This window comes from Streptomyces sp. NPDC046303, from assembly GCF_055588085.1.
In genome coordinates, this window is the sequence record NZ_JBVJFA010000034.1 from 38,146 (window position 1) to 63,669 (window position 25,524).

General features: G+C 73.7%; 25 protein-coding genes and 1 other RNA gene. 11 read left to right on the forward strand and 15 right to left on the reverse strand.

Going from position 1 to position 25,524, the window contains the following annotated elements:
• Positions 1-86: 86 nt before the first annotated feature.
• Positions 87-890 (reverse strand): peroxide stress protein YaaA, encoded by an 804-nt coding sequence (gene yaaA / locus ACZ6I1_RS28360; RefSeq protein ID WP_469291759.1) that lies wholly within the window; start codon positions 888-890, stop codon positions 87-89.
• A gap of 117 nt (positions 891-1,007) precedes the next feature.
• Here yaaA and ACZ6I1_RS28365 point away from each other — a divergent pair, with 117 nt between their 5' ends.
• From ACZ6I1_RS28365 to ACZ6I1_RS28375, 3 genes are all read left to right on the forward strand, one after another.
• Complete coding sequence (locus ACZ6I1_RS28365; protein ID WP_469291760.1) at positions 1,008-2,450, forward strand: RNB domain-containing ribonuclease; 1,443 nt, start codon at positions 1,008-1,010, stop codon at positions 2,448-2,450.
• Between the two features lie 221 nt (positions 2,451-2,671).
• Positions 2,672-3,073: RNase P RNA component class A (gene rnpB / locus ACZ6I1_RS28370), an RNA gene on the forward strand.
• 121 nt (positions 3,074-3,194) lie between these two features.
• Complete coding sequence (locus ACZ6I1_RS28375; protein WP_469291761.1) at positions 3,195-3,395, forward strand: hypothetical protein; 201 nt, start codon at positions 3,195-3,197, stop codon at positions 3,393-3,395.
• A gap of 80 nt (positions 3,396-3,475) precedes the next feature.
• Here the strand turns inward: ACZ6I1_RS28375 and ACZ6I1_RS28380 are convergent, their stop codons facing one another.
• The 4 genes from ACZ6I1_RS28380 to ACZ6I1_RS28395 all read right to left on the reverse strand — a co-directional run bounded on the left by ACZ6I1_RS28380 (position 3,476) and on the right by ACZ6I1_RS28395 (position 7,645).
• Positions 3,476-4,936: a bifunctional RNase H/acid phosphatase gene (locus ACZ6I1_RS28380; RefSeq protein ID WP_469291762.1), complete on the reverse strand. Its 1,461-nt coding sequence runs from the start codon at positions 4,934-4,936 to the stop codon at positions 3,476-3,478.
• The gene (locus tag ACZ6I1_RS28385) at positions 4,936-5,679 is read right to left on the reverse strand and encodes a zinc ribbon domain-containing protein (RefSeq protein WP_469291795.1); all 744 of its coding nucleotides are present in this window, start codon (positions 5,677-5,679) and stop codon (positions 4,936-4,938) included. The genes ACZ6I1_RS28380 and ACZ6I1_RS28385 overlap by 1 nt, the downstream gene beginning before the upstream one ends.
• Positions 5,676-6,533 carry a Nif3-like dinuclear metal center hexameric protein gene (locus ACZ6I1_RS28390; protein WP_469291763.1) on the reverse strand — a complete coding sequence of 286 codons (858 nt, stop codon included), beginning with the start codon at positions 6,531-6,533 and terminating at the stop codon, positions 5,676-5,678. Before ACZ6I1_RS28390 ends, ACZ6I1_RS28385 begins: the two co-directional genes overlap by 4 nt.
• Positions 6,534-6,604: 71 nt before the next feature.
• A complete protein-coding gene (locus tag ACZ6I1_RS28395) occupies positions 6,605-7,645 on the reverse strand; it encodes an ABC transporter substrate-binding protein (RefSeq protein ID WP_469291764.1) in 1,041 nt (346 codons plus the stop codon).
• Positions 7,646-7,860: 215 nt separating this feature from the next.
• Here ACZ6I1_RS28395 and ACZ6I1_RS28400 point away from each other — a divergent pair, with 215 nt between their 5' ends.
• Entirely contained in the window at positions 7,861-8,946 is a 1,086-nt protein-coding gene (locus ACZ6I1_RS28400) for a hypothetical protein (RefSeq protein ID WP_469291765.1), read from the forward strand.
• Here the strand turns inward: ACZ6I1_RS28400 and ACZ6I1_RS28405 are convergent.
• From ACZ6I1_RS28405 to ACZ6I1_RS28415, 3 genes are read right to left on the reverse strand one after another with little or no spacing between them, the layout of a single operon-like run.
• Positions 8,933-9,874 (reverse strand): 3-oxoacyl-ACP reductase, encoded by a 942-nt coding sequence (locus tag ACZ6I1_RS28405; RefSeq protein ID WP_469291766.1) that lies wholly within the window; start codon positions 9,872-9,874, stop codon positions 8,933-8,935. The two genes, ACZ6I1_RS28400 and ACZ6I1_RS28405, sit on opposite strands and share 14 nt — an antisense overlap.
• Positions 9,875-9,907: 33 nt before the next feature.
• Entirely contained in the window at positions 9,908-10,984 is a 1,077-nt protein-coding gene (locus ACZ6I1_RS28410; RefSeq protein ID WP_469291767.1) for a Zn-dependent alcohol dehydrogenase, read from the reverse strand.
• A 22-nt stretch (positions 10,985-11,006) separates the two neighbouring features.
• Complete coding sequence (locus tag ACZ6I1_RS28415; protein WP_469291768.1) at positions 11,007-11,879, reverse strand: MaoC/PaaZ C-terminal domain-containing protein; 873 nt, start codon at positions 11,877-11,879, stop codon at positions 11,007-11,009.
• A 286-nt stretch (positions 11,880-12,165) separates the two neighbouring features.
• Between ACZ6I1_RS28415 and ACZ6I1_RS28420 the strand changes: the two genes are divergently transcribed.
• The gene (locus ACZ6I1_RS28420; RefSeq protein ID WP_469291796.1) at positions 12,166-12,525 is read left to right on the forward strand and encodes a response regulator; all 360 of its coding nucleotides are present in this window, start codon (positions 12,166-12,168) and stop codon (positions 12,523-12,525) included.
• 41 nt (positions 12,526-12,566) lie between these two features.
• Here the strand turns inward: ACZ6I1_RS28420 and ACZ6I1_RS28425 are convergent, their stop codons facing one another.
• Both ACZ6I1_RS28425 and ACZ6I1_RS28430 read right to left on the reverse strand, forming a co-directional pair.
• Positions 12,567-13,754, reverse strand: coding sequence for a lipid-transfer protein (locus ACZ6I1_RS28425; protein WP_469291769.1), 1,188 nt, complete (start codon positions 13,752-13,754; stop codon positions 12,567-12,569).
• A 12-nt stretch (positions 13,755-13,766) separates the two neighbouring features.
• Positions 13,767-15,911, reverse strand: a complete 2,145-nt coding sequence (locus ACZ6I1_RS28430; protein WP_469291770.1) for an acyl-CoA dehydrogenase — start codon at positions 15,909-15,911, stop codon at positions 13,767-13,769.
• Positions 15,912-16,103: 192 nt separating this feature from the next.
• On the opposite strand from ACZ6I1_RS28430, the gene ACZ6I1_RS28435 reads away from it, so the two are divergent.
• The 5 genes from ACZ6I1_RS28435 to ACZ6I1_RS28455 all read left to right on the forward strand — a co-directional run bounded on the left by ACZ6I1_RS28435 (position 16,104) and on the right by ACZ6I1_RS28455 (position 22,346).
• The gene (locus ACZ6I1_RS28435) at positions 16,104-17,825 is read left to right on the forward strand and encodes a serine/threonine-protein kinase (protein ID WP_469291771.1); all 1,722 of its coding nucleotides are present in this window, start codon (positions 16,104-16,106) and stop codon (positions 17,823-17,825) included.
• 107 nt (positions 17,826-17,932) lie between these two features.
• On the forward strand, positions 17,933-18,580 hold the full coding sequence (locus ACZ6I1_RS28440) for a class I SAM-dependent methyltransferase (protein WP_469291772.1): 648 nt from the start codon (positions 17,933-17,935) through the stop codon (positions 18,578-18,580).
• 750 nt (positions 18,581-19,330) lie between these two features.
• Positions 19,331-20,251: an N-acetylmuramoyl-L-alanine amidase gene (locus ACZ6I1_RS28445; protein WP_469291773.1), complete on the forward strand. Its 921-nt coding sequence runs from the start codon at positions 19,331-19,333 to the stop codon at positions 20,249-20,251.
• Between the two features lie 151 nt (positions 20,252-20,402).
• Positions 20,403-21,221, forward strand: a complete 819-nt coding sequence (locus tag ACZ6I1_RS28450; protein WP_469291774.1) for a hypothetical protein — start codon at positions 20,403-20,405, stop codon at positions 21,219-21,221.
• 111 nt (positions 21,222-21,332) lie between these two features.
• Complete coding sequence (locus ACZ6I1_RS28455; RefSeq protein ID WP_469291775.1) at positions 21,333-22,346, forward strand: LLM class F420-dependent oxidoreductase; 1,014 nt, start codon at positions 21,333-21,335, stop codon at positions 22,344-22,346.
• A 29-nt stretch (positions 22,347-22,375) separates the two neighbouring features.
• On the opposite strand, the gene ACZ6I1_RS28460 is transcribed toward ACZ6I1_RS28455, so the two are convergent.
• The 5 genes from ACZ6I1_RS28460 to ACZ6I1_RS28480 form a co-directional block, all read right to left on the reverse strand.
• Positions 22,376-22,624 (reverse strand): hypothetical protein, encoded by a 249-nt coding sequence (locus tag ACZ6I1_RS28460; RefSeq protein ID WP_469291776.1) that lies wholly within the window; start codon positions 22,622-22,624, stop codon positions 22,376-22,378.
• Entirely contained in the window at positions 22,621-23,334 is a 714-nt protein-coding gene (locus ACZ6I1_RS28465) for a TNT domain-containing protein (RefSeq protein WP_469291777.1), read from the reverse strand. Before ACZ6I1_RS28465 ends, ACZ6I1_RS28460 begins: the two co-directional genes overlap by 4 nt.
• Before the next feature lie 144 nt (positions 23,335-23,478).
• A complete protein-coding gene (locus ACZ6I1_RS28470; protein WP_469291778.1) occupies positions 23,479-23,925 on the reverse strand; it encodes an SRPBCC family protein in 447 nt (148 codons plus the stop codon).
• A gap of 103 nt (positions 23,926-24,028) precedes the next feature.
• Positions 24,029-24,418 carry a hypothetical protein gene (locus ACZ6I1_RS28475; RefSeq protein WP_469291779.1) on the reverse strand — a complete coding sequence of 130 codons (390 nt, stop codon included), beginning with the start codon at positions 24,416-24,418 and terminating at the stop codon, positions 24,029-24,031.
• A gap of 41 nt (positions 24,419-24,459) precedes the next feature.
• Complete coding sequence (locus ACZ6I1_RS28480) at positions 24,460-25,101, reverse strand: hypothetical protein (RefSeq protein ID WP_469291780.1); 642 nt, start codon at positions 25,099-25,101, stop codon at positions 24,460-24,462.
• Positions 25,102-25,213: 112 nt separating this feature from the next.
• On the opposite strand from ACZ6I1_RS28480, the gene ACZ6I1_RS28485 reads away from it, so the two are divergent.
• Positions 25,214-25,522, forward strand: coding sequence for a hypothetical protein (locus ACZ6I1_RS28485; RefSeq protein WP_469291781.1), 309 nt, complete (start codon positions 25,214-25,216; stop codon positions 25,520-25,522).
• The last annotated feature ends 2 nt before the right edge of the window (positions 25,523-25,524 follow it).

Here is a 25,524-nt window from a genome sequence, read left to right on the forward strand (position 1 = left end):
CAGCCCAGCCGGGCGCATCCAGGCCCGCCGGCGTTTGAGGCGCGGGGTCCGGGGCGGAGCCCCGAATCTTTCGCCACCGTCGGGGCTCAGTGGTGGATCTGGGTGACGACCACGTCGAGGGGCCACGGCTTGCCCGGCTTCGCGGGGGCCTCCGCCTCGACCACGTAGCCCAGGTCCCGCAGGGCCGTGACCAGTTCGGCCGGCGAAGCCGGAACGGCGCCGGCCAGCAGCAGGTCCCGGACGAGCCGCCCCTTCGTCGCCTTGTTGAAGTGGCTCACCACGGACCGCTTCTCCACCCCGTCCACCACCTGCGCGTGCAGCACCCGCACGGTGGCCGTCCGCCCCGCCACCTCCCCCTTCGGCTTCCACGCGGAGCCGTACGCCGCCGACCGCAGGTCCAGCACCAGCCCCTCCCCGGCCACGGCAGGCAGCACCTGCGCCATCGGCTCCCGCCAGTACGCCCCCAGCGCCCCGCACCCCGGCAGCTTGACGCCCATCGAGCAGCGGTACGACGGGATCCGGTCGGTGATCCGCACCGCACCCCACAGCCCCGAGAAGACCAGCAGCGCGTCCTCGGCCAGCGCCCGCGCGGCCGGAGTCAGGTCGGCCAGGCCCAGCGCGTCGTACAGCACACCGGTGTAGATCTCCCCGGCCGGCCGCGCGGGCGCCGACCGCAGCGCCGCGTTCTTCGCGACCTCGCCGCGCAGGCCCTCGCTCAGGCCCAGCACCTCGCGCGCCTTGAGCTCGTCGCCCGCGCACAGTTCGACCAGTTCGTCCAGGACCCCCGCACGGGCCGCGGCCAGACCGGGCAACGACAGCGACTCCGGCTCCAGGGGTGCGCCGGAGCCGCCGGCGGCCTTTCCTTCGGACGGCGGCAGCAGCACGAGCACGGTGGATCTCCTTCGGTACGACACGTCGCAGGGGATGCGGCCCCCGAGCCAGGGTAGACGCCCCGGCGGACGGGCCCGAACCGCGCGAACCGCCCGGCCAGGGCCTACGCTCGGTCCATGCCACGCCGCCAGATGCACATCACCGGCGCAGACGGGGCTGCCCTGCGGGCCGCCCTGCGCGCACTGCGGACGAAGCTGGGCGTGCCGGACGGGTTCCCGGACGAGGTGCTCGCCGAGGCCGAGCGGGCCGTCAGGGAACCCCGGCTGCCCGACACCGACTCCACCGACCTCGCCTTCTTCACCCTCGACCCGCCTGCCTCCCGCGACCTGGACCAGGCCATGCACCTGGCCAGGCGGCCCGGCGGCGGCTTCCGCGTCCACTACGCCATCGCCGACGTCGCCGCCTTCGTCGCCCCGGGCGGCGCGCTCGACGCCGAGGCCCACCGCCGCGTCACCACCCTCTACTTCCCCGACGGCAGGGTCCCCCTGCACCCGGCCGTGCTCTCGGAGGGCGCGGCCAGCCTGCTGCCCGACCAGACCCGCCCCGCGCTGCTCTGGTCCCTCGACCTCGACGCCGAGGGCCGGGTGGAGACCACCGACGTCCGCCGCGCCCTCGTCCGCAGCCGGGCCAAGCTCGACTACGGCGGCGTCCAGAAGGCCATCGACACCGGCACCGCGGAGGAACCCGTCGCCCTCCTCCAGGAGATCGGCAGGCTCCGCGAGGCCCTCGAGGCGGAGCGCGGCGGCATCTCCCTGAGCGTGCCCGAGCAGGAGGTCGTCGCGCACGACGGCTCGTACACCCTCGCCTACCGCGCCCCGCTCCCCGCCGACGGCTGGAACGCGCAGATCTCCCTCATGACCGGCATCGCCGCGGCCGACCTGATGCTGGCCGCCGGAACCGGAATCCTGCGCACCCTCCCCACCGCTCCCGACGGCGCCGTCGGCAGGCTGCGGCGGGCGGCGAAAGCCCTGCGGATCGACTGGCCGCACCACGTCCCGTACGCCGAACTCGTCCGCACCCTCGACCCGCACCGCCCCGCCCACGCCGCCTTCCTCCAGGAGTGCACGACCCTGCTGCGCGGCGCCGGCTACACCGTCTTCACCGGCGGCGCGACCCCCGACCCCGCGCTCCACGCGGCGGTCGCGGCCCCGTACGCCCACTGCACCGCGCCGCTGCGCCGGCTCGTCGACCGGTACACCGGAGAGCTGTGCCTGGCGGCGGTGGCCGGGGCCGAGCCCCCGCCGTGGGCGGTGGCGGCGCTCGACGCGCTGCCGAAGGAGATGGCGGACGGCGGCAGGCTGGCCAACTCGGCGGAGCGCGAGTGCGTGGACCTCATCGAGGCCGCCCTGCTCAAGGACCGCGTCGGGGAGACCTTCGAGGCCACGGTGATCGACGTCAAGGACCACGAGCCGCTGAAGGGCACCGTCCACCTGGAGGACCCGGCGGTGGTCGGCCGCGTCGTGTCCACCGCCCGGGAGCTGCCGCTGGGCGAGCGGATCCGGGTCCGGCTCGCGGCGGCGGACCCGGGCTACGCGAAGGTCCTCTTCGCCCCGGCCTGACGGCACGGGCTCCCTACGCGGTCCGCCGCAGCGCGCTGACCAGCGCGCGCGGGTCGTCGGCGTGGAAGCGGACGGTCCGCGCCTCCCCCCGGGCCCCAGCGGGCGGGCGAAGGGCAGCGGCCGGGTCAGCTCCAGGGTGATCGTGGCCCCAGTGGAAACCCTGCCGCTGCGTCAAGGTCAAGCCTCAACGGCACAGCCGGTAACATGGCCACCACGGCAGACGAGTCGGCCGGACGGCCGCGTCGGGATCTCCGGATCCCGCCGAGGAACGTCCGGGCTCCACAGGGCAGGGTGGTGGGTAACGCCCACCCGGGGTGACCCGCGGGACAGTGCCACAGAAAACAGACCGCCGGGGGCTTCGGTCCCCGGTAAGGGTGAAACGGTGGTGTAAGAGACCACCAGCGCCTGAGGTGACTCAGGCGGCTAGGTAAACCCCACCCGGAGCAAGGTCAAGAGGATCCGTCTCCGGACGGGTCTGCGCGAACGCTCGAGGGCTGCCCGCCCGAGTTCGCGGGTAGACCGCACGAGGCCGGTGGCAACACCGGTCCTAGATGGATGGCCGTCTCCCCGGCGACCGCGAGGTCTCCGGGCGACAGAACCCGGCGTACAGGCCGGCTCGTCTGCCACCACGCCCCGAACCGGGGTCTCTCCGGTCCGGGGCGGTTCTGCATCTCCCCCTGGGGAATGCCGCGGCAGGCGTGCCCCCCGGCCCAGACGCCTCGGGCACAACGATGAGGTGGGGAAATGACCGTTCTGCTCCTGCTGCTCCTGGCTGCCGCCATCGGCGGCGCCGTCTGCGTGGTCTGGGCGGAGCGCGGCGGGCCCCTCTGGGTGCGCCGCGTGGCGACCGTGACGCTCGGCCTCGGCCGCATGGTGCGCAGCGCCGACAAGAGCCGGCGCCGGGGCGTGAAGGGGAGCGGCGGCAACGGCGACGGCGGCGCATAGCCCTGCCCGCGCGGACAGCCACCGCCGCCCCGTACGAAAGCCCCCCGGCGCACGGCACGGGGGGCTTTCGTACGGTGGCGCTAGCGCAGGTGCGAGGTGTCGTTCAGCAGCCGGACCGAGGCGTTGCCGTCCGCGTAGTAGGCCACCGCCGACAGGGAGGCCGCCGAGAGTTCCATGCGGAACAGCGACTCCGGCGGGGCGCCCAGGGCGAGGCGGACCAGGATCTTGACCGGGGTCACGTGCGAGACCAGCAGCACCGTACGGCCCGCGTGCTCGGCGAGCAGCCGGTCCCGGGTCGCCGAGATCCGGCGGGTGGCGGCCGTGAAGCTCTCGCCGCCGCCCGTGGGGGCGGCCCGCGGGGAGTCCAGCCATGCCTGGAGGTCGTCGGGGAACCGCTCCCGGACCTCGGCGAAGGTCAGGCCCTCCCAGGCACCGAAGTCCACCTCGCGCAGGCCCTCTTCGATCGTGACCGGCAGCCCGAGGCGGTCGGCGACGGTCTGGGCGGTCTCGCGGCAGCGGCGCAGCGGGGAGCTGATGACCGCCTGGACGGTGCCGCGGGCGGCCAGCGCCTCGGCCACGGCCGACGCCTGGCGGCGCCCGGCCGGGGACAGCTCGGGGTCGCTGCCCCCGCTGCCGGAGAAGCGCTTCTGCGGGGTGAGGGCGGTCTCGCCGTGGCGCAGCAGCACGAAGGTGGCGGGTGTGCCCATGTCGGGGCCCCAGCCGGTACCGCCCACCGGGGCGGTGGCCGTGGCGTGCCCGGCAGCGTGGGCGCCGCCCGCACCCGCGTCGGCCGCGGGTGCCGGAACGCGCCCCGCCACGGCGGGGGCCGGCGCGAACGCCACGGCTTCGCCGAACAAGGCGTCGGCGGAGCCCGCGGCCTCGGCCGCCGTACGCCTGCCGGCGGCGAGGGCGGCGCCGACGTCCGCGGCCTCGGCCGCGCCGGAGGACGTGCGACCGCCGGAGGACGTGCGACCGCCGGTGGCGAGGGCGGCGCGGACGGCCGCGGCTCCCGCGACCGCGTCCCCTGGCGGAGCCTGAGCCGGAGCCGGGGCCGCAGGCCCGGCCAGGGCAGCGGCCCCTCGGTCGAGGGCCGCCGAGGAGGCCGACGGCTCCCACTGCCTGCCGCGCTTGCCCGCGTCCATCGCCTCGTTGGCGAGCCGGTCCGCGTGCTTGTTCTGCTCGCGCGGGATCCACTGGTACGTCACCTGGGAGCGGGGCAGGATCGTCGCCGCTTCCGCCGCGAGCGGCTTCATGTCCGGGTGCTTGATCTTCCAGCGTCCGGACATCTGCTCGACGACCAGCTTGGAGTCCATCCGGACCAGGACCTGCGCGCCCGGCGCGAGTTCGCGCGCCGCCCTGAGCCCGGCGATCAGGCCCTTGTACTCCGCCACGTTGTTCGTCGCGACGCCGATGTACTCCGCGCGCTCGGCCAGCGTCTCGCCCGTCACCGGGTCGAGGACGACCGCGCCGTAGCCGGCGGGCCCCGGGTTGCCCCGGGAGCCGCCGTCCGCCTCCACGACGAACCGGACCGGCCCCTGCATCAGATGCCCGAGTCGGCCGTACGGACCAGGATGCGGCCGCAGTTCTCGTGGCGCACGACCTGGTCGCGGGCCGCGGCCTTGATCTCGTTGACCTCGGCCATGTCCAGCTCGAGGCGGCAGCCCTCGCAGCGGCGCTGGTACAGGCGCGCGGCGCCGACCCCGCCCTGCTTGACGCGGATCTTCTCGTACAGGGCCATCAGGTCGGCCGGCATGGAGCCGACGATGACCTCGCGGTCCTTGGCGATCCTGGCGGCCTCGGCGTCGATCTCGCCGGTGGCCGCGTCGCGGCGCGCGGTGGCGTCGGTCAGCTTGGCCTCCAGGGCGGAGACGCTGCCGGTGAGTTCGGTGACCCGCTCCTGCGCGCCCTCCAGGCGCTCCATGACCTCCAGGACCACGTCCTCCAGGTCGGCCTGCCGCTTGGCCAGGGAAACGACCTCGCTCTGCAGGTTGGCCAGGTCCCGGGCCGAGATGCCCACACCGGAGTCCAGGCGCTGCTGGTCGCGGGCGGCGCGCGTGCGCACCTGGTCCACGTCCTGCTCCGCCTTGGTCTGCTCGCGTGCGGCGTCGCTGGCCTGCGTCTGGGCGGCGACGAGCAGGTCGCGCTGCTGGGTGAGGTCCTTGGTCAGCGAGTCGACCTCGGCGTGCTCGGGCAGCGACTTGCGCTTGTGGGCGAGCTGAGACAGCCGCACGTCCAGGGCCTGGACGTCGAGAAGTCGGATCTGGTCGGCGGGCTCGGCGTTCAGTTGGGGGCTCCAGAGATAGAAGGGTGTGTGACGGACGGCGCGTGCGCCGTCCACGGGTCGGTGACCGTGCGCGAGACGTGGGTCCGCAGACCCCATCCGTGGCGCTCGGAGATCGCGTCGAGCTGGGCCGCGGCCTGCTCGCACCAGGGCCACTCGGTGGCCCAGTGGGCGGCGTCGACGAGGGCGAGCGGGCTCTGCTCGCGGGCCTCGGAGACCGGGTGGTGGCGCAGGTCGGCGGTCAGGAAGGCGTCCACGCCGGCGGCGCGGACCTGCTCGAAGAGGCTGTCGCCGGAGCCGCCGCTGACGGCGACGCGGCGGATCAGGGCGTCCGGGTCGCCCGCGAAGCGGATGCCCTGGGCGGTCTGCGGCAGCCGGGCCGCGGTGCGCGCGGCGAACTCGCGCAGCGTCTCGGGGTGGTCCAGTTCGCAGATCCGGCCGAGGCCGCGGCGGCCCGCGGGGTCGGTGGGGTCGGGCACCAGCGGGCCGGTGATGCGCAGGTCCAGGGCGCCCGCGAGGGCGTCGGAGACCCCGGGGTCGGCGGTGTCGGCGTTGGTGTGGGCGACATGCAGCGCGATGTCGTTCTTGATCAGCGTGTGCACGACGCGGCCCTTGAAGGTGCCGGCCTCGACGGTGGTGGTGCCGCGCAGGTAGAGCGGGTGGTGGGTGACGATCAGGTCGGCACCCAGCGTGAGGGCTTCTTCGGCGATCTCCTGTACGGGGTCCACGGCGAACAGGACCCGGGAGACCTCGGCGTCGGGGTCGCCGCAGACGGTGCCGACGGCATCCCATTGCTCGGCCCGCGAGGGGGGCCAGAGAGCGTCCAGCGCGGCGATGACTTCAGAGAGACGGGGCACGGGCCAAGGCTACCGTCCGTGGCGCCCGCCCCACGGCCCGGCCGTGCACCGGCCGGCCCGCGGGGGGCTCGTCACGTGACGAGGAAGCCGCGCAGGTCGTCGAGGACCTTGTCCGCGGCGGTCACGCCGAGGCCGAGGTACCACGTCTCGTCCGGGACGTCCTTGGCGCGGCCCTGCTGCACGGCCTCCAGGCCCTTCCACAGCGGGTTGGCCTCGGCGGAGTCGCGCTTGGTCTTGTCCTTGGCCCCGTAGACGCCGGTGAAGATCCAGTCGGCGGCGGCCTCGTCCATCCGCTCCGGGCTGATTTCGACGGCGAGGTCCTCCACCTGCTGGTTCTGCGGGCGCGGGATGCCCGAGTCCTTCAGGACGGTGCCGATGAAGGAGGCCCCGGCGTACAGGCGGGTCTTGCCCGGCATGTAGCGCAGCATCGTGACGGTGGGCTTCTTCTCGCCGAGGTCGGCGCCGAGCTTGGCCGCCTTGGCCTGGTAGGCGTCGAGCTTGGCCTTGGCCTCGGCGGTCTTGTCGAGCGCGGCCGCGTTCAGGAGGTAGTTCTCCCTCCACGGGAAGCCGGGGCGGATGGAGAACACGGTCGGGGCGATCTTCGAGAGGGCGTCGTACTTGTCCGCGGCGCGCAGCTGGCTGCCGAGGATCAAGTCGGGCTTGAGCGCGTTGATGGCTTCCAGGTTGAGGTTGTTGATCGTGCCGACCGACTTGGGCTCGCCCGCGTCCTTCTTCAGGTACTCGGGAATGCCCGCGTCACCCTCGGACGGCGCGTAGCCCACGGGCTGCATCCCCAGGGAGACAACGTTGTCCAGCTCGCCGACGTCGAGGACCACGACGCGCTGGGGGGCGGCCTTGAGCTCGGTGGAGCCCATGGCGTGGGTGACGGTGCGGGGGAACTGGCCGGCCGCGGCGGTGGTCCCGAAGACGGCCGTCTTCTGCGCGGCTTCGCCGAACTCCTTGCCGCCCTGGGCGACGGCCTTCTTGTCGCCGCCTCCGGCGGGGGCCTTGTCCTCGGCCGCCTTGTCGTCCTGTCCGCCGCAGCCGGTGAGGACGAGCGCGGCGGCAGCGGCGAGGGCGACGGCGGCGGTTCCGCGGCGTCGGAAGGACATGTCACAACTCCTGGGGTGGGGGGACCGGGGCGGCCGGGTCGAGTTAGGCACCCCTAACCAATTCCCCACCCTAAACGTCCCGATCTCGCGCAGCACAACCGCCTCCCCGCCCTCAGGGGAACCGCCACCCGGCCACCCGTATGTGTGAAGCGGGGTTGGTCGTGTTGTTCGGCAGGAAGTCCGAAAACTAGCTTCCTCCCGGAGGTGACGCACGGATGAGTGTCTGTGCCATCGCAACGACGAACACGGCCCCGTTCACGATCGCCGCGGACGGTGCGTACGCCGCCCGGCTCGCCGGGGACGGCGAGGCGCTCTACGCGGAGCGCTGGACCCTGGCCGGACCCGAGCCGTACGCGGTGCCGCTGCCGCTCGGGCAGCCCGAAGAGGCCGACAGCGAGGTGCTGCCGCTGGCCGACGGGCGGGTGCTGATCCACCGCCGGGTGGCGGAGCGGCACGCCTTCGCGCTGCTCTATCCGACGGGGGCCGCGGCGGGACCGCGCACCGGGGAGCTCCAGCTGGGCGGGGTGGAGCAGGAGGACGGGGTGCGGGTCCGGCTGCTGCCGCCGTCCCCCGACGGGCGCGGCGCCTTCGCGCTGGCCTCGGGCGAGGCCGGGACCACGGTCTGGCAGGTGGCGGGGGGCGCCTTCGGGCCGCAGCGGGTGGCCCGGGTGCCGGGCCGCTGCTCCGGCGGCGTGTGGCTGGACCGGACGGGCCGGCTGCTGTCCCTGGACCGCGAGCTGGACGGCACCGCCAAGGCCGTGGCCGTGGACCTGGAGCGCGGCGGCGAGGTGTCCCCGCTGCTCCAGATCGCGGAGGACAGCGAGGACCGGCTGCTGCTGGCCGACCCGGACAGCGGGCTGCTGCTGATCCGCTCCGACGCACCGGGTGAGACGCGTCTCGGGTGGGGGGTGCTGGGCAGCTCCCTGCCGGTCCGCTTCCCGGAGTGCCTGCGCCACCTGGACGCGACCCCGTTCGCGGTCCAGCCGGGCCAGGCGCTGATGCCGGAGACCTGCGGGGTGGCCCTGCGGCTGGGCCCGTCGGGGGAGGGCGGCATCGGCCTGTGGCGCCCCGCCGACCGGCACGTGTTCCGGCTCCCGGCGCCCCGGGGCTGGCTGGGCGGTACGGGCCTGTGGAGCCCGGAGGGCCGCCTGCGCCTGCCGTACGCGACCCCCGAAGTGCCCTGCGGGGTCGTCGTGTCGAGCATTCCGCTCGCCCCTCCCCCGCCGGTCCGCGTGGACCCGGGACCGCCGCCCGCGCCCCGCCCGGTGCCGCTCCAGCAGGCTCCGCTCAGTCGTGCTTGAGGCCCAGCACCTCCGTCGCGGCGAAGGTCTCGTTCGCGGGACGGGAGGCGTAGTGCGGGGTCAGGACCTCGTCGAGCTCCTCGTAGGAGAAGGCCTCCTTGGTCGTGTCGAACTTCGCGGCCACCTTGGGGCGTTCCATGACGGCCACGATCCCGCCGTGTACGACGAACAGCTGCCCGTTGGCCTTGGCCGCGGCGGGTGAGGCCAGGTAGCCGACGAGCGGGGAGACGTGCTCGGGGGCGAGCGCGTCCAGCTTGCCCTCCTCGGGGACCTGGAAGCCGGCGAAGACGTCCTCGGTCATCCGGGTGCGGGCGCGCGGGCAGATGGCGTTGGCGGTGACCCCGTACTTCGCCAGGGCCAGGGCGGTGGAGGTGGTCAGCCCCACGATGCCGCCCTTGGCCGCCGCGTAGTTGGGCTGGCCGGCCGAGCCGCCGAGGAAGGCCTCGGAGGAGGTGTTGACGATCCGGCCGTAGACCGGGCCGCCCGCCGCCTTCGACCGTTCCCGCCAGTGCGCGGACGCGAAGTGCGTGGTGTTGAAGTGGCCCTTGAGATGGACCCGGATGACCGAGTCCCACTCCGCCTCCGACATGGAGAAGACCATCCGGTCGCGCAGGATGCCCGCGTTGTTGACCAGGATGTCGAGCTTGCCGAAGCTGCCGACCGCCAGCTCGACCAGCTCGCGCGCCTGCTCGAAGTCGGCCACGTCACCCAGGTGCGCGACGGCCTGCCCGCCCGCGGCGCGGATCTCCGCGGCCACCTCCTCCGCCGGGGCGGCCGAGGCCTCTCCCGAGCCGTCCCGGCCGGGCTGGCCGAAGTCGTTGACGACCACGCTCGCGCCGAGCCGCGCGAGTTCGATCGCCTCGGCCCGGCCGAGCCCGCGGCCCGCGCCCGTGACGATGGCGCTGAGCCCCTCAAGTGGCAGTGACATCCGTACGGTTCCCCTCGGAATCGGTGGAACGGGTCAGAGTTCGATGCAGGTGCGCAGGGCCACGCCCGTACGCATCTGGTCGAGGGCGTCGTTGATCTCGGCGAGCTGCACCCGGTGCGTGATCAGGCCCGCCAGGTCCACCCGGCCGGCCCGCCACAGGGCGATGGTGCGCTCGTAGGAGCGGAGCACGTCGCCGCCGCCGTACATCGACGGGAGGATCTTCTTCTCGTCGAAGAAGAGCGAGAACATGTCGATCTGGAAGGTGTCGTCCATGGCGCCCGCGCCGACGACGACCACGCTGCCGCCGCGCCGGGTCATCTTGTACGCGGTCTGCGCGGTGGCCGACTTGCCGACGACCTCGAAGACGTAGTCGAAGCCCTCTCCGCCGGTGATCCGGTTCTTGGCGTCGTCGAAGGCGTCCGGGGCGACCGCTTCGGTGGCCCCGAACCGCAGGGCCGCCTCGCGCCGCGACTCCACCGGGTCGACGGCGATGATCTGGGCGGCGCCCTGCACCTTGGCGCCCTGGATGACGGATATGCCGACGCCGCCGCAGCCGATGACGGCGACCGAGGAGCCGGCCTCCACCTTGGCGGTGTTGATGGCCGCGCCGAGGCCGGTGGTGACCCCGCAGCCGATGAGGGCGGCGATGTCGAAGGGCACGTCGTCGGGGATGGGGACGGCGCACGCGGCGTCGACCACGAGCTCCTCGGCGAAGGTGCCGGTCGCGGCGAACCCGAAGACGTCGCCGCCCGCCCGGCGGAAGTTGGGGGTGCCCGCGTTGACCAGGCTCTCCAGGCACAGGTGGCCCTGGCCGCGCTTGCAGGACGGGCAGTGGCCGCACGGCGGCAGCCAGCAGACGAGGACGCGGTCGCCGATCCGGTGGCTCGTGACGCCGTCGCCGACGTCGGAGATCACTCCGGAGCCCTCGTGCCCGGGGATGAAGGGGGCGGGCTGCGGCAGGATCCCGCTCATCGCGGAGAGGTCGGAGTGGCACAGGCCGGTGGCCTTGATCCGGATCTTGACCTTGCCGGGGGCGAGGCCCACGGCCTCCATGTCGTCGACGACCTCGAGCTTGTCCTGGCCGATCTCGCTCTGCAGTGCTGCGCGCACGGTGCGGCTCCTTCTGTGAGTGCTACGAGTGTTCGACGACGGTGTCGGCGAGGACCGGCGCGTCGTCGCGGTCGGCGGCGCTCACGGCCACCAGGACGCGGCCGGTCTCCTGCCACATCCGGATGCGCAGGGTCTCGCCGGGGAAGACGATCCCGGCGAAGCGCGTGCGGTAGGCGCGGACCCGCGACACGTCCCCGCCGAGGACCGTGTCGACGACGGCCTTGAGGGTCATTCCGTACGAGCACAGGCCGTGCAGGATCGGCCGGTCGAAGCCGGCCGTCTTCGCGAACTCGGGGTCGGCGTGCAGGGGGTTCCAGTCGCCGGAGAGCCGGTAGAGCAGGGCCTGCTCCTCGCGGATCGTCCGTTCCTCGGTGCGGTCCGGGGCGCGTTCGGGCAGCTCCTCGCGGACGGAGGGTCCGCGCTCGCCGCCGAACCCGCCTTCGCCCCGTACGAAGATCTGCGCGTCGCTGGTCCACAGCGGCCCGTCGGCGTCCGCGACCTCGGAGCGCAGCACGATCACGGCCGCCTTGCCCTTGTCGTAGACGGCGGCGACCCTGGAACTGGAGGTGGCCTGCCCCTTGACGGGGATGGGCCGGTGCAGCTCGATGGAGTGGCCGCCGTGCAGGACGCTCGCGAGGTCGACCTCGATGCCGGGCTGGCCGAGGCCGCCGAGCATGGCCATGCCGGCGCCGGCGACGGTCGCGAAGCTGGGCAGGACGTGGAGCCTGGACTCGAGGGTGTAGCGCAGTTCGTCGGGGTCGGTGGCCCCGCGCTGCCCGTTGGAGGACGTACCGGCGCCGAGGCCGAGGTGGTAGAGCTGGATGTCCTTGTGGTCCCAGCCGATGTCCCCCCGGCGGGGTTCGGCGGCGAGGGCCTTGGCGGCATCGATCGGCATGGGAATGCTGCTCCCTGTCGTGGAGAACGGGGGCCGTGGAAGACCTCGGTGCGGCCGTCCGCACCGTCGGCCGCACCGAGGTCGTATGCGGGACCGGCCCGCAGGGCACGTACTCACGTATTCACGTACTCACGTACTAGAACGCGTTCTAGGACCGGTGAAGGAATGTATAACGCACACCCCAGCAGTTGGGAAGACTGCTGACTTCACGTCAGATCAAGCCGGGGTGGCGCGTGTTGCGTACCGGTCGGGGCAGCGCTGCCCGTAGCCTTCGCGCGTGGAGGAAATGCCCGTGCACCACCGTCCGGCACGCTCCCTGCGGGTCCTGCTGGACCCGCCGGACCCGGCTCTCGCGCTGCGGCTCGGACTGCAGCCCGACATCGAGGTGGTGTCCTCGGCCACGGCCCGCCCGGTGGTGGCGCTGGTGGAGGAGGCCGCTGCCGTACCGGCGCTGCTGGCGGAGGATCCCGAGTGCCGGGTCCTGGTCATGACCGGATCCGCACACCCGGGCCTGTCCGCCTCGGTCCTGGCGGCGGGGGCGGCGGGGCTGGTCCTGCGCGACGGCCCCATCGAGGAACTCGCGGACGCGATCCGCCGCGCCTCGATGGGCGAAACGGTGGTCGACCCCAGCCTCGAAACCCCCTAGCGCCCTGACCGGAAAGCTCCACCAGGTCGCGGCCGCGGGCGCTACCGCCTGAGCAGCGTCACCACCGCCGCCCCGCCCAGGCCGATGTTGTGGGCGAGACCCACCCGGGCTCCGGGGACCTGGCGGGGCCCGGCCTCGGCCCGCAGCTGCCAGACCAGCTCCGCGGCCTGCGCCAGCCCCGTCGCGCCCAGCGGGTGGCCCTTGGAGATCAGCCCGCCGGAGGGGTTGACCACCCAGCGCCCGCCGTACGTCGTGGCCCCGCTCTCCACCAGCTTGCCCGCGGCCCCGTCCTCGCACATGCCCAGCGCCTCGTACGTCAGCAGCTCGTTGATCGAGAAGCAGTCGTGCAGCTCGATCACGTCGACGTCGTCGATGCCGAGCCCCGAGGCCGAGAACACGGCACGCCCCGCCGCCGCGGTCATCGGCTTGCCGACGACGTCGATGCACGAGCCCGACGAGAAGGACTCCTCCGTGTCCGTCGTCATCGACTGGGCGACGATCTCCACCGCCTTGTCGTGCAGCCCGTGCGCGACGACGAACCGCTCCGACACCACCAGCGCCGCGGCCGCCCCGTCCGAGGTCGGCGAGCACTGCAGCTTCGTCAGCGGCGCGTGGATCTCCTTCGCCGCCAGCACCTCCTCCACCGCGTACACGTCCTGGAACTGCGCGTTCGGATTGTTCGCCGAGTGCCGGTGGTTCTTCGCACCGACCGCCGCCAGCTGCGCGGGCGTGGTCCCGTACCGCTCCATGTGCTCCCGCGCCGCGTTCCCGAAGATCTGCGCGGTCGGCGGGGACATCTCGAAGCCGTGCCGGGCCGCCATGATCCCGTAGTGCCGGGCCACCGGCGAGGTCGAGAAGTCGCCGTCGTCCGCCCCGCCGCCCAGCGCGCCCCGCTTCATCTTCTCGAAGCCGAGCGCCAGCACGCAGTCGTTCAGACCGCCCGCGACGAACTGCCGCGCCATCATCAGCGCCGTCGAGCCCGTCGCGCAGTTGTTGTTCACGTTGTAGACCGGGACCCCGCTCAGCCCCAGCTCGTACACGGCCCGCTGGCCGGCCGTGGAAGCCTGGAAGCAGTACCCCGCCGCCACCTGCTCCACCAGCCCGTAGTCCACCCCCGCGTCCGCCAGCGCCGCGGTCCCGGCCTCCTCGGCCATGTCCCAGTACTGCCAGTCCCTCGACTCCGGCTTCTCGAACTTCGTCATGCCGACGCCCACGATGTACGACTTCATGCCCGACAACTCCTAGTCCCTGGGAAGGCCGAGGATCCGCTCGGCGACGACGTTGAGCTGGACCTGCGTGGTGCCCCCGGCGATGGTCAGGCAGCGGGACATGAGCATCCCGTGCACCGCCCGCTCCCCAGCCCCCTCCCGCACCGCGCCCGCCGGACCCAGCAGTTCGAGTGCGAGCTCCGCGGTCCGCTGCTGGTGCGGGGTCTGCACGAGTTTGCGTACGGAGGCACCCGCGCCCGGCTCCAGCCCCGACACCTGCTGGAGCGTGGTCCGCAGCCCGATGCAGGCCAGCGCGTGCGCCTCGGCGGCCAGCGCCCCGATCCGCGCCCGGTACGCCCCGTCGAGCCCGGCCGAGCGGGCGATCAGGGCTTCCAGACCGGTGTCGAAGGTCATCTGGTCGGCCATGTGGACCCGCTCGTTGCCGAGGGTGTTGCGGGCGACCTTCCACCCGCCGTCGGCCGCCCCGACCAGCGCGTCCGCCGGGAGCTCCGCGTCGTCGAAGTACACCTCGTTGAAGAGGGCCTCGCCGGTGATCTCCTTCAGCGGCCGGACGTCGATGCCGGGCGTTCGTTTCATGTCGACGACGAAGTAGCCGAGCCCCTGGTGCTTGGGGGCGTCCGGGTCCGTCCGGGCCAGCAGGATCCCGAAGTCGGCGCTGTGCGCGGAACTCGTCCACACCTTCTGCCCGTTGATCCTCCAGGAGCCGTCCTCGGCGCGCTCGGCCTTCGTCCGCAGCGAGGCCAGGTCGGAGCCCGCCCCCGGTTCGGAGAAGAGCTGGCACCAGGTCACGTCCCCGCGCAGCGTCGGCAGGAGGTGGGCCTCGCGCTGCGCGTCCGTCCCGTAGGCGAGGAGCGAGGGCACGACCCAGGTGGCGATGCCCAGGTCGGAGAGCGTGACCCCGGCCGCGCGCAGCTCCTGCTGGACGACGAGCTGCTCGACCGGTCCGGCTCCCAGGCCGTAGGGGGCCGGCAGGTGGGGGGCCGCGTAGCCGGTGGGGGCCAGGATCCGCCGGGCGGCCGCCGGGTCGAGCCCCCGCGCGTCCTCGATGGCGGCCCGCGCCCTCGCCCGGTACGCCGCGGCTTCCCGCAGGCTCTCCTGCGGGAGTTCCAGCCGCAGCTCGCGCCGGGCGCCCGCCGCCGCGAGCCGCACGGCCCGTACGCGGTGTCCGTCCCCCGGGCCGAGGAGCTGGCGGGCGACCAGGGCCCGGCGCAGGTACACGTGGGCGTCGTGCTCCCAGGTGAACCCGATCCCGCCGAGCACCTGGATGCAGTCCTTCGCGCAGGAGTACGCGGCGTCCAGCGCGGTCCCGGCGGCCAGCGCCGCGACCAGCGAGCGCACCTCCGCGGGCTCGTCGATCGCCTGCGCCGCGTCCCAGGCCAGCGCCCTGGCCTGCTCCAGCCGGACCAGCATGTCGGCGCACAGGTGCTTGACGCCCTGGAACTGCCCGATGGGCCGGCCGAACTGCTCGCGCACCTTGGCGTACTCGGCGGCCGTGTGCAGCGCCCAGGCGGCGGTGCCGCAGGCGTCGGCGGCGAAGAGCACGCAGGCCAGGTCCCGCACCAGGGCCGCGTCCAGTTCGAGCACCCGGCCGGGCGCGGCGGTGACCCCGAGCGCGTGCACCTCGGCGGTGGGCCGGGTCGGGTCGGCGCTCTCGTGCGTACGGATGTCCAGCGCGGCGGCGTCCACGGCGAACCAGCGGGTGCCGTGCGCGGCCTCGGCGGCGAGGAGTACGAGGTCGGCCTCACCGGCGCCGAGCACCGGGGGCGCGGTCCCGTCGAGCAGGTACCCGCCGCCCTCGACGGCGACGGCGGTCAGGCTCCCGGGGCCGAGGGCGACCGCCCCGACCCTGCCCTCGAGCGGCTCGGCCCCGGCCCGGTCCAGCAGGACGGAGGCCAGCGCGCTCGGCAGGTACGCCCCCGGCAGCGCCGCCCGGGCGGCCTCCTCGACGACGACGGCCAGGTCGAGCAGGGTGCCGCCCTCCCGGTGCGGTTCCAGCAGCCCTTGCGCGCCCATCGCGTCCCAGTAGGCCGGGCGCGCGCCGGTCTGCGGCGGGGTGTCGAGGAGCTTGCGCACCTCCTCGGGCGGGACGGCCCGCGCCACCCATCCGCGCACCGCCTCGGCCAACTCCCGGTGCTCTTGCGTGATTCCGATGCCCATGCGCGGCAGACTAGAACACGTTCCAATCTGACGGAAGGTCAGATTGCGGTCGGATGTCGGACAGTGGTCGGACAGTGGTCGGCTGACGACGTGTCCTGCCGCCGGAAGGCCGCCGGACTCCCCTCGCGCGCCTGCCTCTACCCTTGAGGCCGCTGGTGGATGGATGACGAACGGGTGCGAACGGAGCGAGCGGTGACGACGGGGGAAGCGAATGGCGGAGAGCTGACGGGCAAGGTCCTCGGGGGCCGCTACCGCGTGACCTCCGTGATCGGACGCGGCGGCATGGGAGTGGTCGCCCGGGCCGTGGACGAACTGCTGAACCGCGAGGTCGCCGTCAAGGTCCTGCGCGCCTTCAACGACTCCTCCGCAGCCGAACTGGCCGGTCTGCGGACCCGGATGCAGCGGGAGGCGCAGGCCGCCGCCCGCATCCGGCACAGCGGCGTGGTCACCGTGCACGACGTGACCGAGGAGCAGGGCCTGCCGGTCATCGTCATGGAACTCGTCGAGGGCACCTCGCTCGACGGCCTGCTGACGGAGCGCGGCACTCTGGAGCCGCACGAGGCCGCGGCGATCGGCGCCGCGCTGATGGACGCGCTCGACGCCGCGCACCGGGCCGGCGTACTGCATCGGGACGTCAAGCCCGCGAACGTGCTGCTGGAGCACGGCGGGAGGGTCGTCCTCACCGATTTCGGCATCGCCACCATGGAAACCTCCGGCGACGACGCCATGGCCAAGCTGACCCGCAGCGGTGACATCGTCGGCTCCCTCGACTACCTGCCCCCGGAGCGCGCGCAGGGCAGGGAGCCCGGTCCCGCGTCGGACATCTGGGCGCTCGGCATGACGCTGTACGCGGCTGTGGAGGGCAGTTCGCCGTTCCGCCGCAATTCCGCGTGGTCCACGATGTCGGCCATCGTCACCGAGCCGCTGCCGGAGCCCCGCCGGGCGGGACCGCTCACGCCGGTGCTCAGGGCGCTGATGGCGAAGGAACCGGAGGACCGGCCCACCGCGGACCAGGCGCGCGACATGCTGGAGCGCGTCGCCTCGGGCCGGCCGGTGCACGGCACGACCGCCGCCGCCCCGGCTCCCGCCGCCGGCCCTGTCCCCGCCTCTGCTCCTGCTCCCGCTCCTGCTCCTGCTCCCGCGGCGGGGGCCGCGGCGGGGGCCGCCTTCGCGCCGCCCCCCGGGTTCGGCCCCCCGATGTTCCCCCCGCCCACCCCGCAGCCTCAGCCCCCGCAGGCAGGCCACCCCGTGCCCGGGGCGCCGGTCATGGGCCCCGGCGCGATCCCCTCTCCCGCGACGAGCCGGTCCACCGCCCGTCGCGCACGGCGGGGCAGCCGCACCCTCATCGCATCGGCGGCCGCCGTCGTGCTCCTCGCCGCAGGCGGCGGAATCACCTACGCCCTGACCGGCGAAGAGGGCGGCACGAACGCGAACGGGGCGCAGGCGACGCCGTCCGGCGCCGGCTCCCCGGCGGGCGGCCAACGGCCTGCCGCGGACAGCACCCCGCCGCCCGCCGGCTCTCCCGGCGCGTCCCCCAAGAAGAGCCCCCCGGCGACGCCCGGCAAGGCCGGTGACAAGCCGGCCGCTTCGCCGCCCGCCGCTCCGGCGACCAAGCCCGGTCCGACGGTGAAGGAGCCCACCCCGGTGTCGACGGCGTGCACCGGCTGGGCCCACGAGAACCGCAGCAACGGCTACGGATACGCGGCCCAGGACACCCACCTGTACACCGGCCCGTACGCGGAGTGCTCCTATGTGACGGCGCTCAAGTCCGGCACGAAGGTCTACTACCACTGCTACGTCGCCAACGCCCACGGCAACAAGTGGATCTACTCCCGCATCGAGGGCACGAACACCGAAGGCTGGCTGTTCAGCGAGAAGTCCACCCTGAAGAGCGGCACGCTCGCCCGCTGCTGAGCGGCCCCGGTGGCCGGCTCGGCTGGGCGAAGGAGACCCGGCCGTAGCCCGCTACCAGCCGGTAGGGCACCATGGGCCGCCACACACCGCTCACCGTCGGAGGAACCATGGCCAGCCCCAAGCCGGAGACCCTCGCCGCCTTCGAGGCGGCCAAGGGGTTCATGCCCGTACGGGAGGGGCTCGCCCTGTACGAGGCGGCCGTCGCGGCCGGGGCGCTGGGGCTGCCGCTGCTGGAGGTCGGGACGTACTGCGGGCGCTCGACGATCCTGCTGGCCGACGCCGCCCGCGAGGCCGGGGTCGCCGCGGTCACCGTCGACCACCACCGCGGCAGCGAGGAGCAGCAGCCCGGCTGGGAGTACCACGACCCGACGGTCGTCGACCCGGAGGTCGGCCTGATGGACACCCTGCCCACCTTCCGCCGGACCCTGCACCGGGCCGGTCTCGAGGAGCACGTGATCGCGATCGTCGGCCGCTCCCCGCAGGTCGCGGCCACCTGGGGCGGCAAGCTCGGCTTCGTCTTCATCGACGGCGGCCACACCGACGAGCACGCCACCGGCGACTACGAGGGCTGGGCCCCGCACCTGGCCGAGGGCGGGACGCTCGCCATCCACGACGTGTTCCCCGACCCGGCCGACGGCGGCCAGGCCCCGTACCGGATCTACCTGCGCGCGGTGGCCTCCGGCGCGTTCGAGGAGGTCTCGGTGACCGACTCCCTGCGGGTGCTGCGCCGCACGTCAGCGGAGGCCCGCCCCTAGCTCTGGCCGAGCCGGTCCACTCGGCCTCCGCCGAATCCCAGGCTCCGACGGCCGCTCCCGCCCCCCTCCGCCTCAATCGCCGGCGGGGCTGGGTTGGTCCCCTACCCGGGATCGCCCCGCCGGCCCCATCCCGGGTTGTCGCCCTGGCCGCGACCGTTCCGCCGGCCCCCTCCCGACTTGTCCCCCGAGCGGGATCGCTCCGCCGGCCCGTTCCGGGGGTTGCCCCCAAGCGCAGTCGCATCACCGGCCCCATTCCCGAGTTTGTCCCCTGAGCGGGATCGGTCCGCCCGCCCCCCTCCCGGGGCTGCCCCCCGAGCGGGATCGGTCCGCCGGTCCGTCCGCGGGGGCCCTCCGGGACGTCTCCTCGGCTCGCGCACGAAGCCTCGGCCCGGCCGCTGAACCCTGGTTGCGCGCTCGTCCTGCGGGGACGTCCCTGCGCGCCCCCGCTCCCCCGCCCGGGCCACGAGGCCCAAGCCGCCCCCATGCGGAGCCGGCCGTGGGGCGGGGACGCGCAGGAGGGTCGGGTCCCCGCAGGGCGAGCGCGCGACCCAGGGCCCCACCCGCGCAGCCCGGCCGCCCTGCCCGAGCCGAGGAGGCACTCCGGAGCGGCACCGCCCCACCCCCGGCCAGGCCAAGACAGGCCCAAGGCCCGAGGCCCCGTACCGCCACGACCCGGGCGTATAAGCACACCACGCCCCCGGATGGCCCACGGTCCGGATCCGCCCGCGGGACGCGGTCTAGCATCGCGGCGTGCGCAACGACGACAGCCCCCCACGCCCCGAAGCCGCCGCGTCGGCCGGGCCGGACCACCGGCCCTGGTTCACGCGCCGCTCCACCCTCGTCATCGCGGTCGCCGCGCTGGCGCCGACCGCCCTGGCCGGCTGGGTCCTGACCCAGGCGCTGACCGGGGCCGGGCCGGACGGCCGCGACGCCAAGCCGGCCGCCGCGGAAACCCCGGCCCCCTCCCCCGCCACCCCCGCCGCGGCCCCCGCGAAGGGCCCGCTGTCCGGCCGGACCGTCGTCATCGACCCCGGCCACAACACCGGCAACTTCCGGCACACCGACGAGATCGACCGCCAGGTCGACATCGGCACGGGCCGCAAGGAGTGCGACACCACCGGCACGACCACGAACTCCGGTTACATGGAGGCCGAGTTCACCCTCGACGTCTCCCTGCGCCTGCGGAGCGTCCTCGAGGCCCAGGGCGCCAAGGTGGTCCTCACCCACGAGGCCGACCGCCCCTGGGGCCCCTGCATCAACGAGCGCGCCCGCATCGGCAACGAGGCGAAGGCCGACGCCGTCGTCTCCGTCCACGCCGACGGCGTCTCCTCGGGCAGCCGCGGCTTCCACGTCATCCTCCCCGCCAAGGTCAAGGAGGGCGCCGCCGACACCTCGGCCATCGTCGGACCCTCCCGCCGCCTCGGCGAGCGCATCGCCGGCAACTTCGCCCGGACCACCGGCGCCTCCCCCGCCAACTACCTGGGCAGCGGCACCGGCTTGGTCGTCCGCGACGACCTCGGCGGGCTGAACCTGTCCACCCAGCCCAAGGTGTTCATCGAATGCGGGAACATGCGTGACGCCAAGGACGCGGCACAGCTGACGAGTCCGGACTGGCGCCAAAAGGCAGCGCAGGGCATCGCCGACGGCATCGTAGGCTTCCTCGGCGGGTAGTCCCCTCGGGAGTCCCGGATCGGGACTGCTCGCAGCCCCGATCCTCTCGGCCGCGGGACACTCCGTACCATGGTGCCGCCCGCCCCGCTCCAGGAACGATCTGCGACCGCGGCACCACGAGACGACCGAGACCGAGAAGGACACCTAAGACGTGAACATCCGCTCCCTCACTCGAGGCGACGGCGTGGTGATCGGAGCAGCGGTGCTGCTGTTCATCGCCTCGTTCCTCGATTTCTACTCCACCACCGGTGGCGACCTCCCGAGCGCGTGGGACACCGACTCCTACCGCCTGGTGCTCCCCAGCGTCTTCCTGATCGGCTTCATCGCCGCCGGCCTGCTGATCGCCGGCCGCTTCCAGCCCGAGACCCGCAAGGTGCTGGGCCTGCCGCTGGCGGCCTGGGGCTCCGTGCTCGCCGTCTCGGCCGCCTGGGCCGCGCTGTGGGCGCTGATCACCTGCCCGAGCCAGGTCGACCTGGGCGGCGGTTCCATCCTCGCCTTCCTCGCGACCCTGGCCCTGGCCGGCGTCGCCCTGTTCGGCACGAAGGTCCCGGCGCTCGCCGGCGCCCTGATGCCGGAGCCGAAGCCCGCCGCCGTCCCGCCGTACGGCGGCCAGCCCCAGCCGGGCGCCGGCTACGGCTACCCGGGCGGGCAGCAGCAGCAGCCGCCGTACGGTTCCACCCCGCAGCCGGTCCCCCCGTACGGCGGCACCCCCACCCCCGCCCCGACGCCGACCCCGGCTCCGCAGGAGGCCGCCCCGGCCCCCGCGGCCGACTTCACCCCGTTCTGGTTCGCCGTCCCGGTGGCCCGCCCCCTCTTCGCCGAGGACGGCTCCCCCACCCCGATCGCCGAACTCGCCCCGGGCACCTGGTACCTGGCGGTCGAGCAGCGCGGCGCGGCCGCGCTGATCGCCCAGACCCAGGACGGCCGCCGCGGCGTCCTGAACGACACCTCGGGCATCCAGCGCGGCTGATCCCCGACGCTCCGCGGCAACGGCCCCCCGCCCTTCCGGGCGGGGGGCCGTTGCCCTACAGTCACCTGACGCATCGTCAGGTAAGGCTGTCGGTCTCGCGGAGGGACGTACATGCGCCTCGGACTCGCACTCGGCTACTGGGGCCGCGGCCCCCACGCGGACCACCTCGACCTCGCCACCGAGGCCGAGAACCTCGGCTACGACTCGGTGTGGACCGCCGAGGCCTGGGGCTCGGACGCCTTCACCCCGCTCACGTGGATCGCCGCGCACACCTCGCGGATCCGCCTCGGCACCGCCATCGCCCAGATGGCCGCCCGCTCCCCCACCGCCACCGCCATGCACGCCCTCACCCTGGACCACCTCTCCGGCGGCCGGATGATGCTGGGCCTGGGCCTGTCCGGCCCGCAGGTCGTCGAGGGCTGGTACGGGCGCCCCTTCCCCTCGAGCCCGCTCACCGCGACCCGCGAGTACGTCGACGTCATCCGGCAGGTGCTGCGCCGCGAGGGACCGGTCACCCTCGAAGGCCGCTTCCACCAGCACCCGTACCGCGGGGACGACGGCACCGGCATCGGCAAGGCCCTCAAGCCCATCACCCACCCCCTCCGCGCGGACCTGCCGGTCCTGCTGGGCGCGGAGGGCCCGAAGAACATCGCCCAGACCACCCGCATCGCGGACGGCTGGCTCCCCCTCTACTGGTCGCCGACCCGCACGGACGCGTACCAGGCCTCGCTGGCCGACCTCCCCGACGGGTTCATGATCGCCCCGATGGCCCGGGCCAAGGTCTGCGACGACGTCGCCGAGGGACTGCTCCCCGTCAAGGCGATGCTCGGCTTCTACATCGGCGGCATGGGCCACGCGGCCCGCAACTTCCACGCCGACCTGATGGCCCGGATGGGGTACGAGGAGGAGGCCCGCCGGATCCAGGAGCTGTTCCTCGCCGGCCGCAAGGAGGAGGCGGTCCTCGCCGTCCCGGACGCGTTCGCCGACGAGATCTCCCTGGTCGGCCCGCGGGAGCGGATCGCGGAGCGCCTCGAACTGTGGCGGCGGGGCCCGGTCACCGACCTGCTCCTCACCGCCCCCGACCCGCACACGCTGCGCGTCCTGGCAGAACTCAACAACTGCTAGCGGCCCTTCGCAGACCGACAAGAGACCGGTCAGAGGCCGATCAGCGTACGGAAGTGCGCGCAGGCCTCCGCCTCGGTGGCATGTACGGCGACGGGCTCGTGGACGCCCCGCTCGTAGACCCCCGTCTCCCACCCGTCACCGCCGGGCCGCGACCGGAGGTAGACGAAGTCCGGCGGAGTGGGCGCCGGTTCGTGGACGCCCTCGATCCAGTAGTGGCCGTCGGGCACTCCGGCTGCGCGAAGCGCCCGGGCCAGCACCGCTCGGTCGGGCGGGGTCACGCGGGGACGCGCACCAGGTAGCCGTTGTCGAGCAGCCACTTGACGTTGAGCCGCTGCCCCTCGCCCGGATTCAGGAAGGCCGCGTCGAGCTTGATCTGGCGGCCGCCGCCGGGCTGCTCGAACCAGGGCGCGATGGACCCCTCCCACACGACGAACGACCGGGTCACCTCGTACAGGTGGTAGTCGCAGGGGAAGGCCGCGTCCCGGGTGTTCAGGTTCTGCGGGGGCAGCGCGCGCTTGGCGTACGGATCGCCGGCCGGGGCGAGGTAGGAGCCGAACTCCGACCCGAAACGGTCGAGCCGCTCGCCCGCCTCCAGCAGCTCGGGGGCCTTGTCCACCTGGCCGTTGACCTCGGCGAAGCCGTCGTTCGGCGGATACTTCCAGCTGCCGGTGTCGGCCGGGCCCTCCCAGTACTTCCTGAGGAAGTCCGCGGAGGAGAGCGCGCCGGTGCGGTGGTAGCGGTGGACGAGCGGGCCGACGGGCTCCTGCCACTTCTTCGGCAGGAACTTGGGGCCGAGCCGCTTGTCGCCCTCGAACTCACCGGTGCAGGGCGCGGGCGGAGCGGCAGCCGAGGCGGCGTTCGCGACGCTCGCACCGGCAGGGGCGGGTGGGGCCGCGGCCTGCGCGGAGGGGGCCGCCGCCAGTGCGGCGGTGACGCCCATGGCGGCGAGTACGGCACGGATCCTCAGGGCGGTGCGGCTGCGCTCCATGCGGGGATCTCCTGTGTGAGGGCGTGTCAGTGCACCGCACACAGTAAAGGATCACCAGCGGAGAGTGACGGGAGAGCGCTCGGGGCGTGGCTTGATCTGACCCCTCATCGAGCCGGCGGGCGTGGCCCGGCAGTGTCCGGGAAGTTACGCGCCCGCCTCGAGCAGCTCCTTGGCGTGCACCTTGTCCCGCGGAATCTCCTTGCGGACCATGGGCTTGACCACGAGCGGGACGAGGACCTTGCCGATGCCGTGCGGCTCGAGGTCGACGGACAGGGTCAGCCGGGTCCGCTTGCCGTCGTCGAGCGGCTCGATCCTGCCCTGGAGGTCACCGCGGACCGGGCCGTCGACGCCGTGGAAGTGCCAGCTGCGCGGCGGGTCGATCTCCATGACCTCCATGGTCATGGGGATCTTCAGAATCCCGAGCCGCCGCTTCACCTGGAAGCGAGAGCCGACGCCGACCGGCCCCTCACTCAGGGTGCGCACCGCTACAGCGCTCTCCTCCCACTCCGCGATGTGATGCGGATCCGTCAGGTACGAGAAGACTTCGTCGGGGCGACGGGAAATATCGATGGTTTCTTCAATACGGGACATGACGCCCCCTTCGAGTGGTTCCAGGGCACATGATCCCATGGGGCAGGGGAGGCCACCAGAGGCCACAACGTCAGGGAGCGTCGCTGCAGGACTAGGACTAGGACTAGGACGCGGTGTCCGCCTGCGAGACCGCCGCCAGCAGCTCGCGCAGGTCCAGCGGCATGACGGCGATCTCCATCGTCCCGCCCTCGTAGGCGCAGCCGACGATCCGCGAGCCGGGGTTGATGGACAGGCCCTCCCTCACGGAAGGGGCCCGCACCCCGGTGGCCCGGCCGCCGGGCAGGAGTACCGGCTCACCGCGCCGCGGCACCCAGCGGGCCGCGCCCTGGCCGGGATACACCCGGCCAGGGCGCCAGCGGCCCTCGCCCGCGGGGTGGCGGGCCATGCAGGGGATGCCGGGCGCGGGCCCGGCGGCCGTCCGCGCGAGGTGCTTGCGCCGCAGCAGCCATCCGGCTCCCACGGCGGCGAGGACGGCCACCACGATCTCGATCACGCGACCATTGAAACAGGCCGCCGGGCCCGGACCGCGTCGCCCTATCCGCCCAGCTGGGAGACGCTCGGCACCTTGTCGGTGACCTCGGCGCCCGCGCTCTTGCCGGCTTCCTTGACGCCGTTGACGACGTTGTTGAAGGCGTCGATGTCGGCGTCGCCCGCCTCGCCCTTGCGCAGCTTGCTGCCCAGGCCCTTGAGGGACTCGATGCCGGCCGTCAGCGGGCCCATCGCCTTCGACAGCAGCGGGTCGCCCTTGGCGTTGTCGGCGGCCGCCTTCAGCCGGTTGTACGCGAAGGCGCCCGCGAGCCCGGCCTTGATGAGCGCGAACGTACGGCCGTCGGCGCCCTTCTTGAACTTGCCCGCACGGTACGGCTTGATGATCCACTGGTACGTGGCCCCGGCCGCGAGCCCGGCGTTGGCCACGAAACGCGTCTTGGCGAACTTCTGCTTCTCGGCGGTCGTGCTCGGCGAGGGCGTCGGGGCGGCCGCCTCATCGGCTTCGACGGCGGCCGGTTCGGCGGCCGCCAGCGCCGCAAGCTCCGCCACCGAAGCGGAGGAGACCTCCTCGCGCTGGCCCCTGTCACCGCCGGCACTGCCGCAGGCGGTGGCGCCGGCCAGCAGCGCGGTGGACAGAACCACCGCCGTCAGGGCGCGGCGGAATCGAACGGTCGTGGGTACGGACACGGTGTCCTCCGGGGAGTGGGACGTCCCCCGCAGCCTCACCCCGGCCCCGCGACCGCACCACCGGAGGGACCCGTTCGGGTTTGTGGCGCGCCCGAGCGGCAAGACGCGCCACATGCCCTCACATACGCACACCCGAGTACACGCCCGGGGAAGCAGTCAGGCGGGCCGGGCCGTCGCACTGGTGGCGGACATCCTCGCCTTCGTGATCGTCCTGTGGATCCTGCTGTACCTGCTCGACGCCAACCGGGGCAACGAGCTGGTGGAGTTCGTCCACGACACCGCCACCTGGCTGGCCGGCTGGTCCTACGACCTGTTCACGTTCAGCCGTCAGTGGGTCCAGGTGGTGTTCGGCTACGGCGTGGCGGCCGTGGTGTACGTCCTCGTCGGCCATGCCGTCGCCGGCTGGCTCTACCGGCGTTAGGA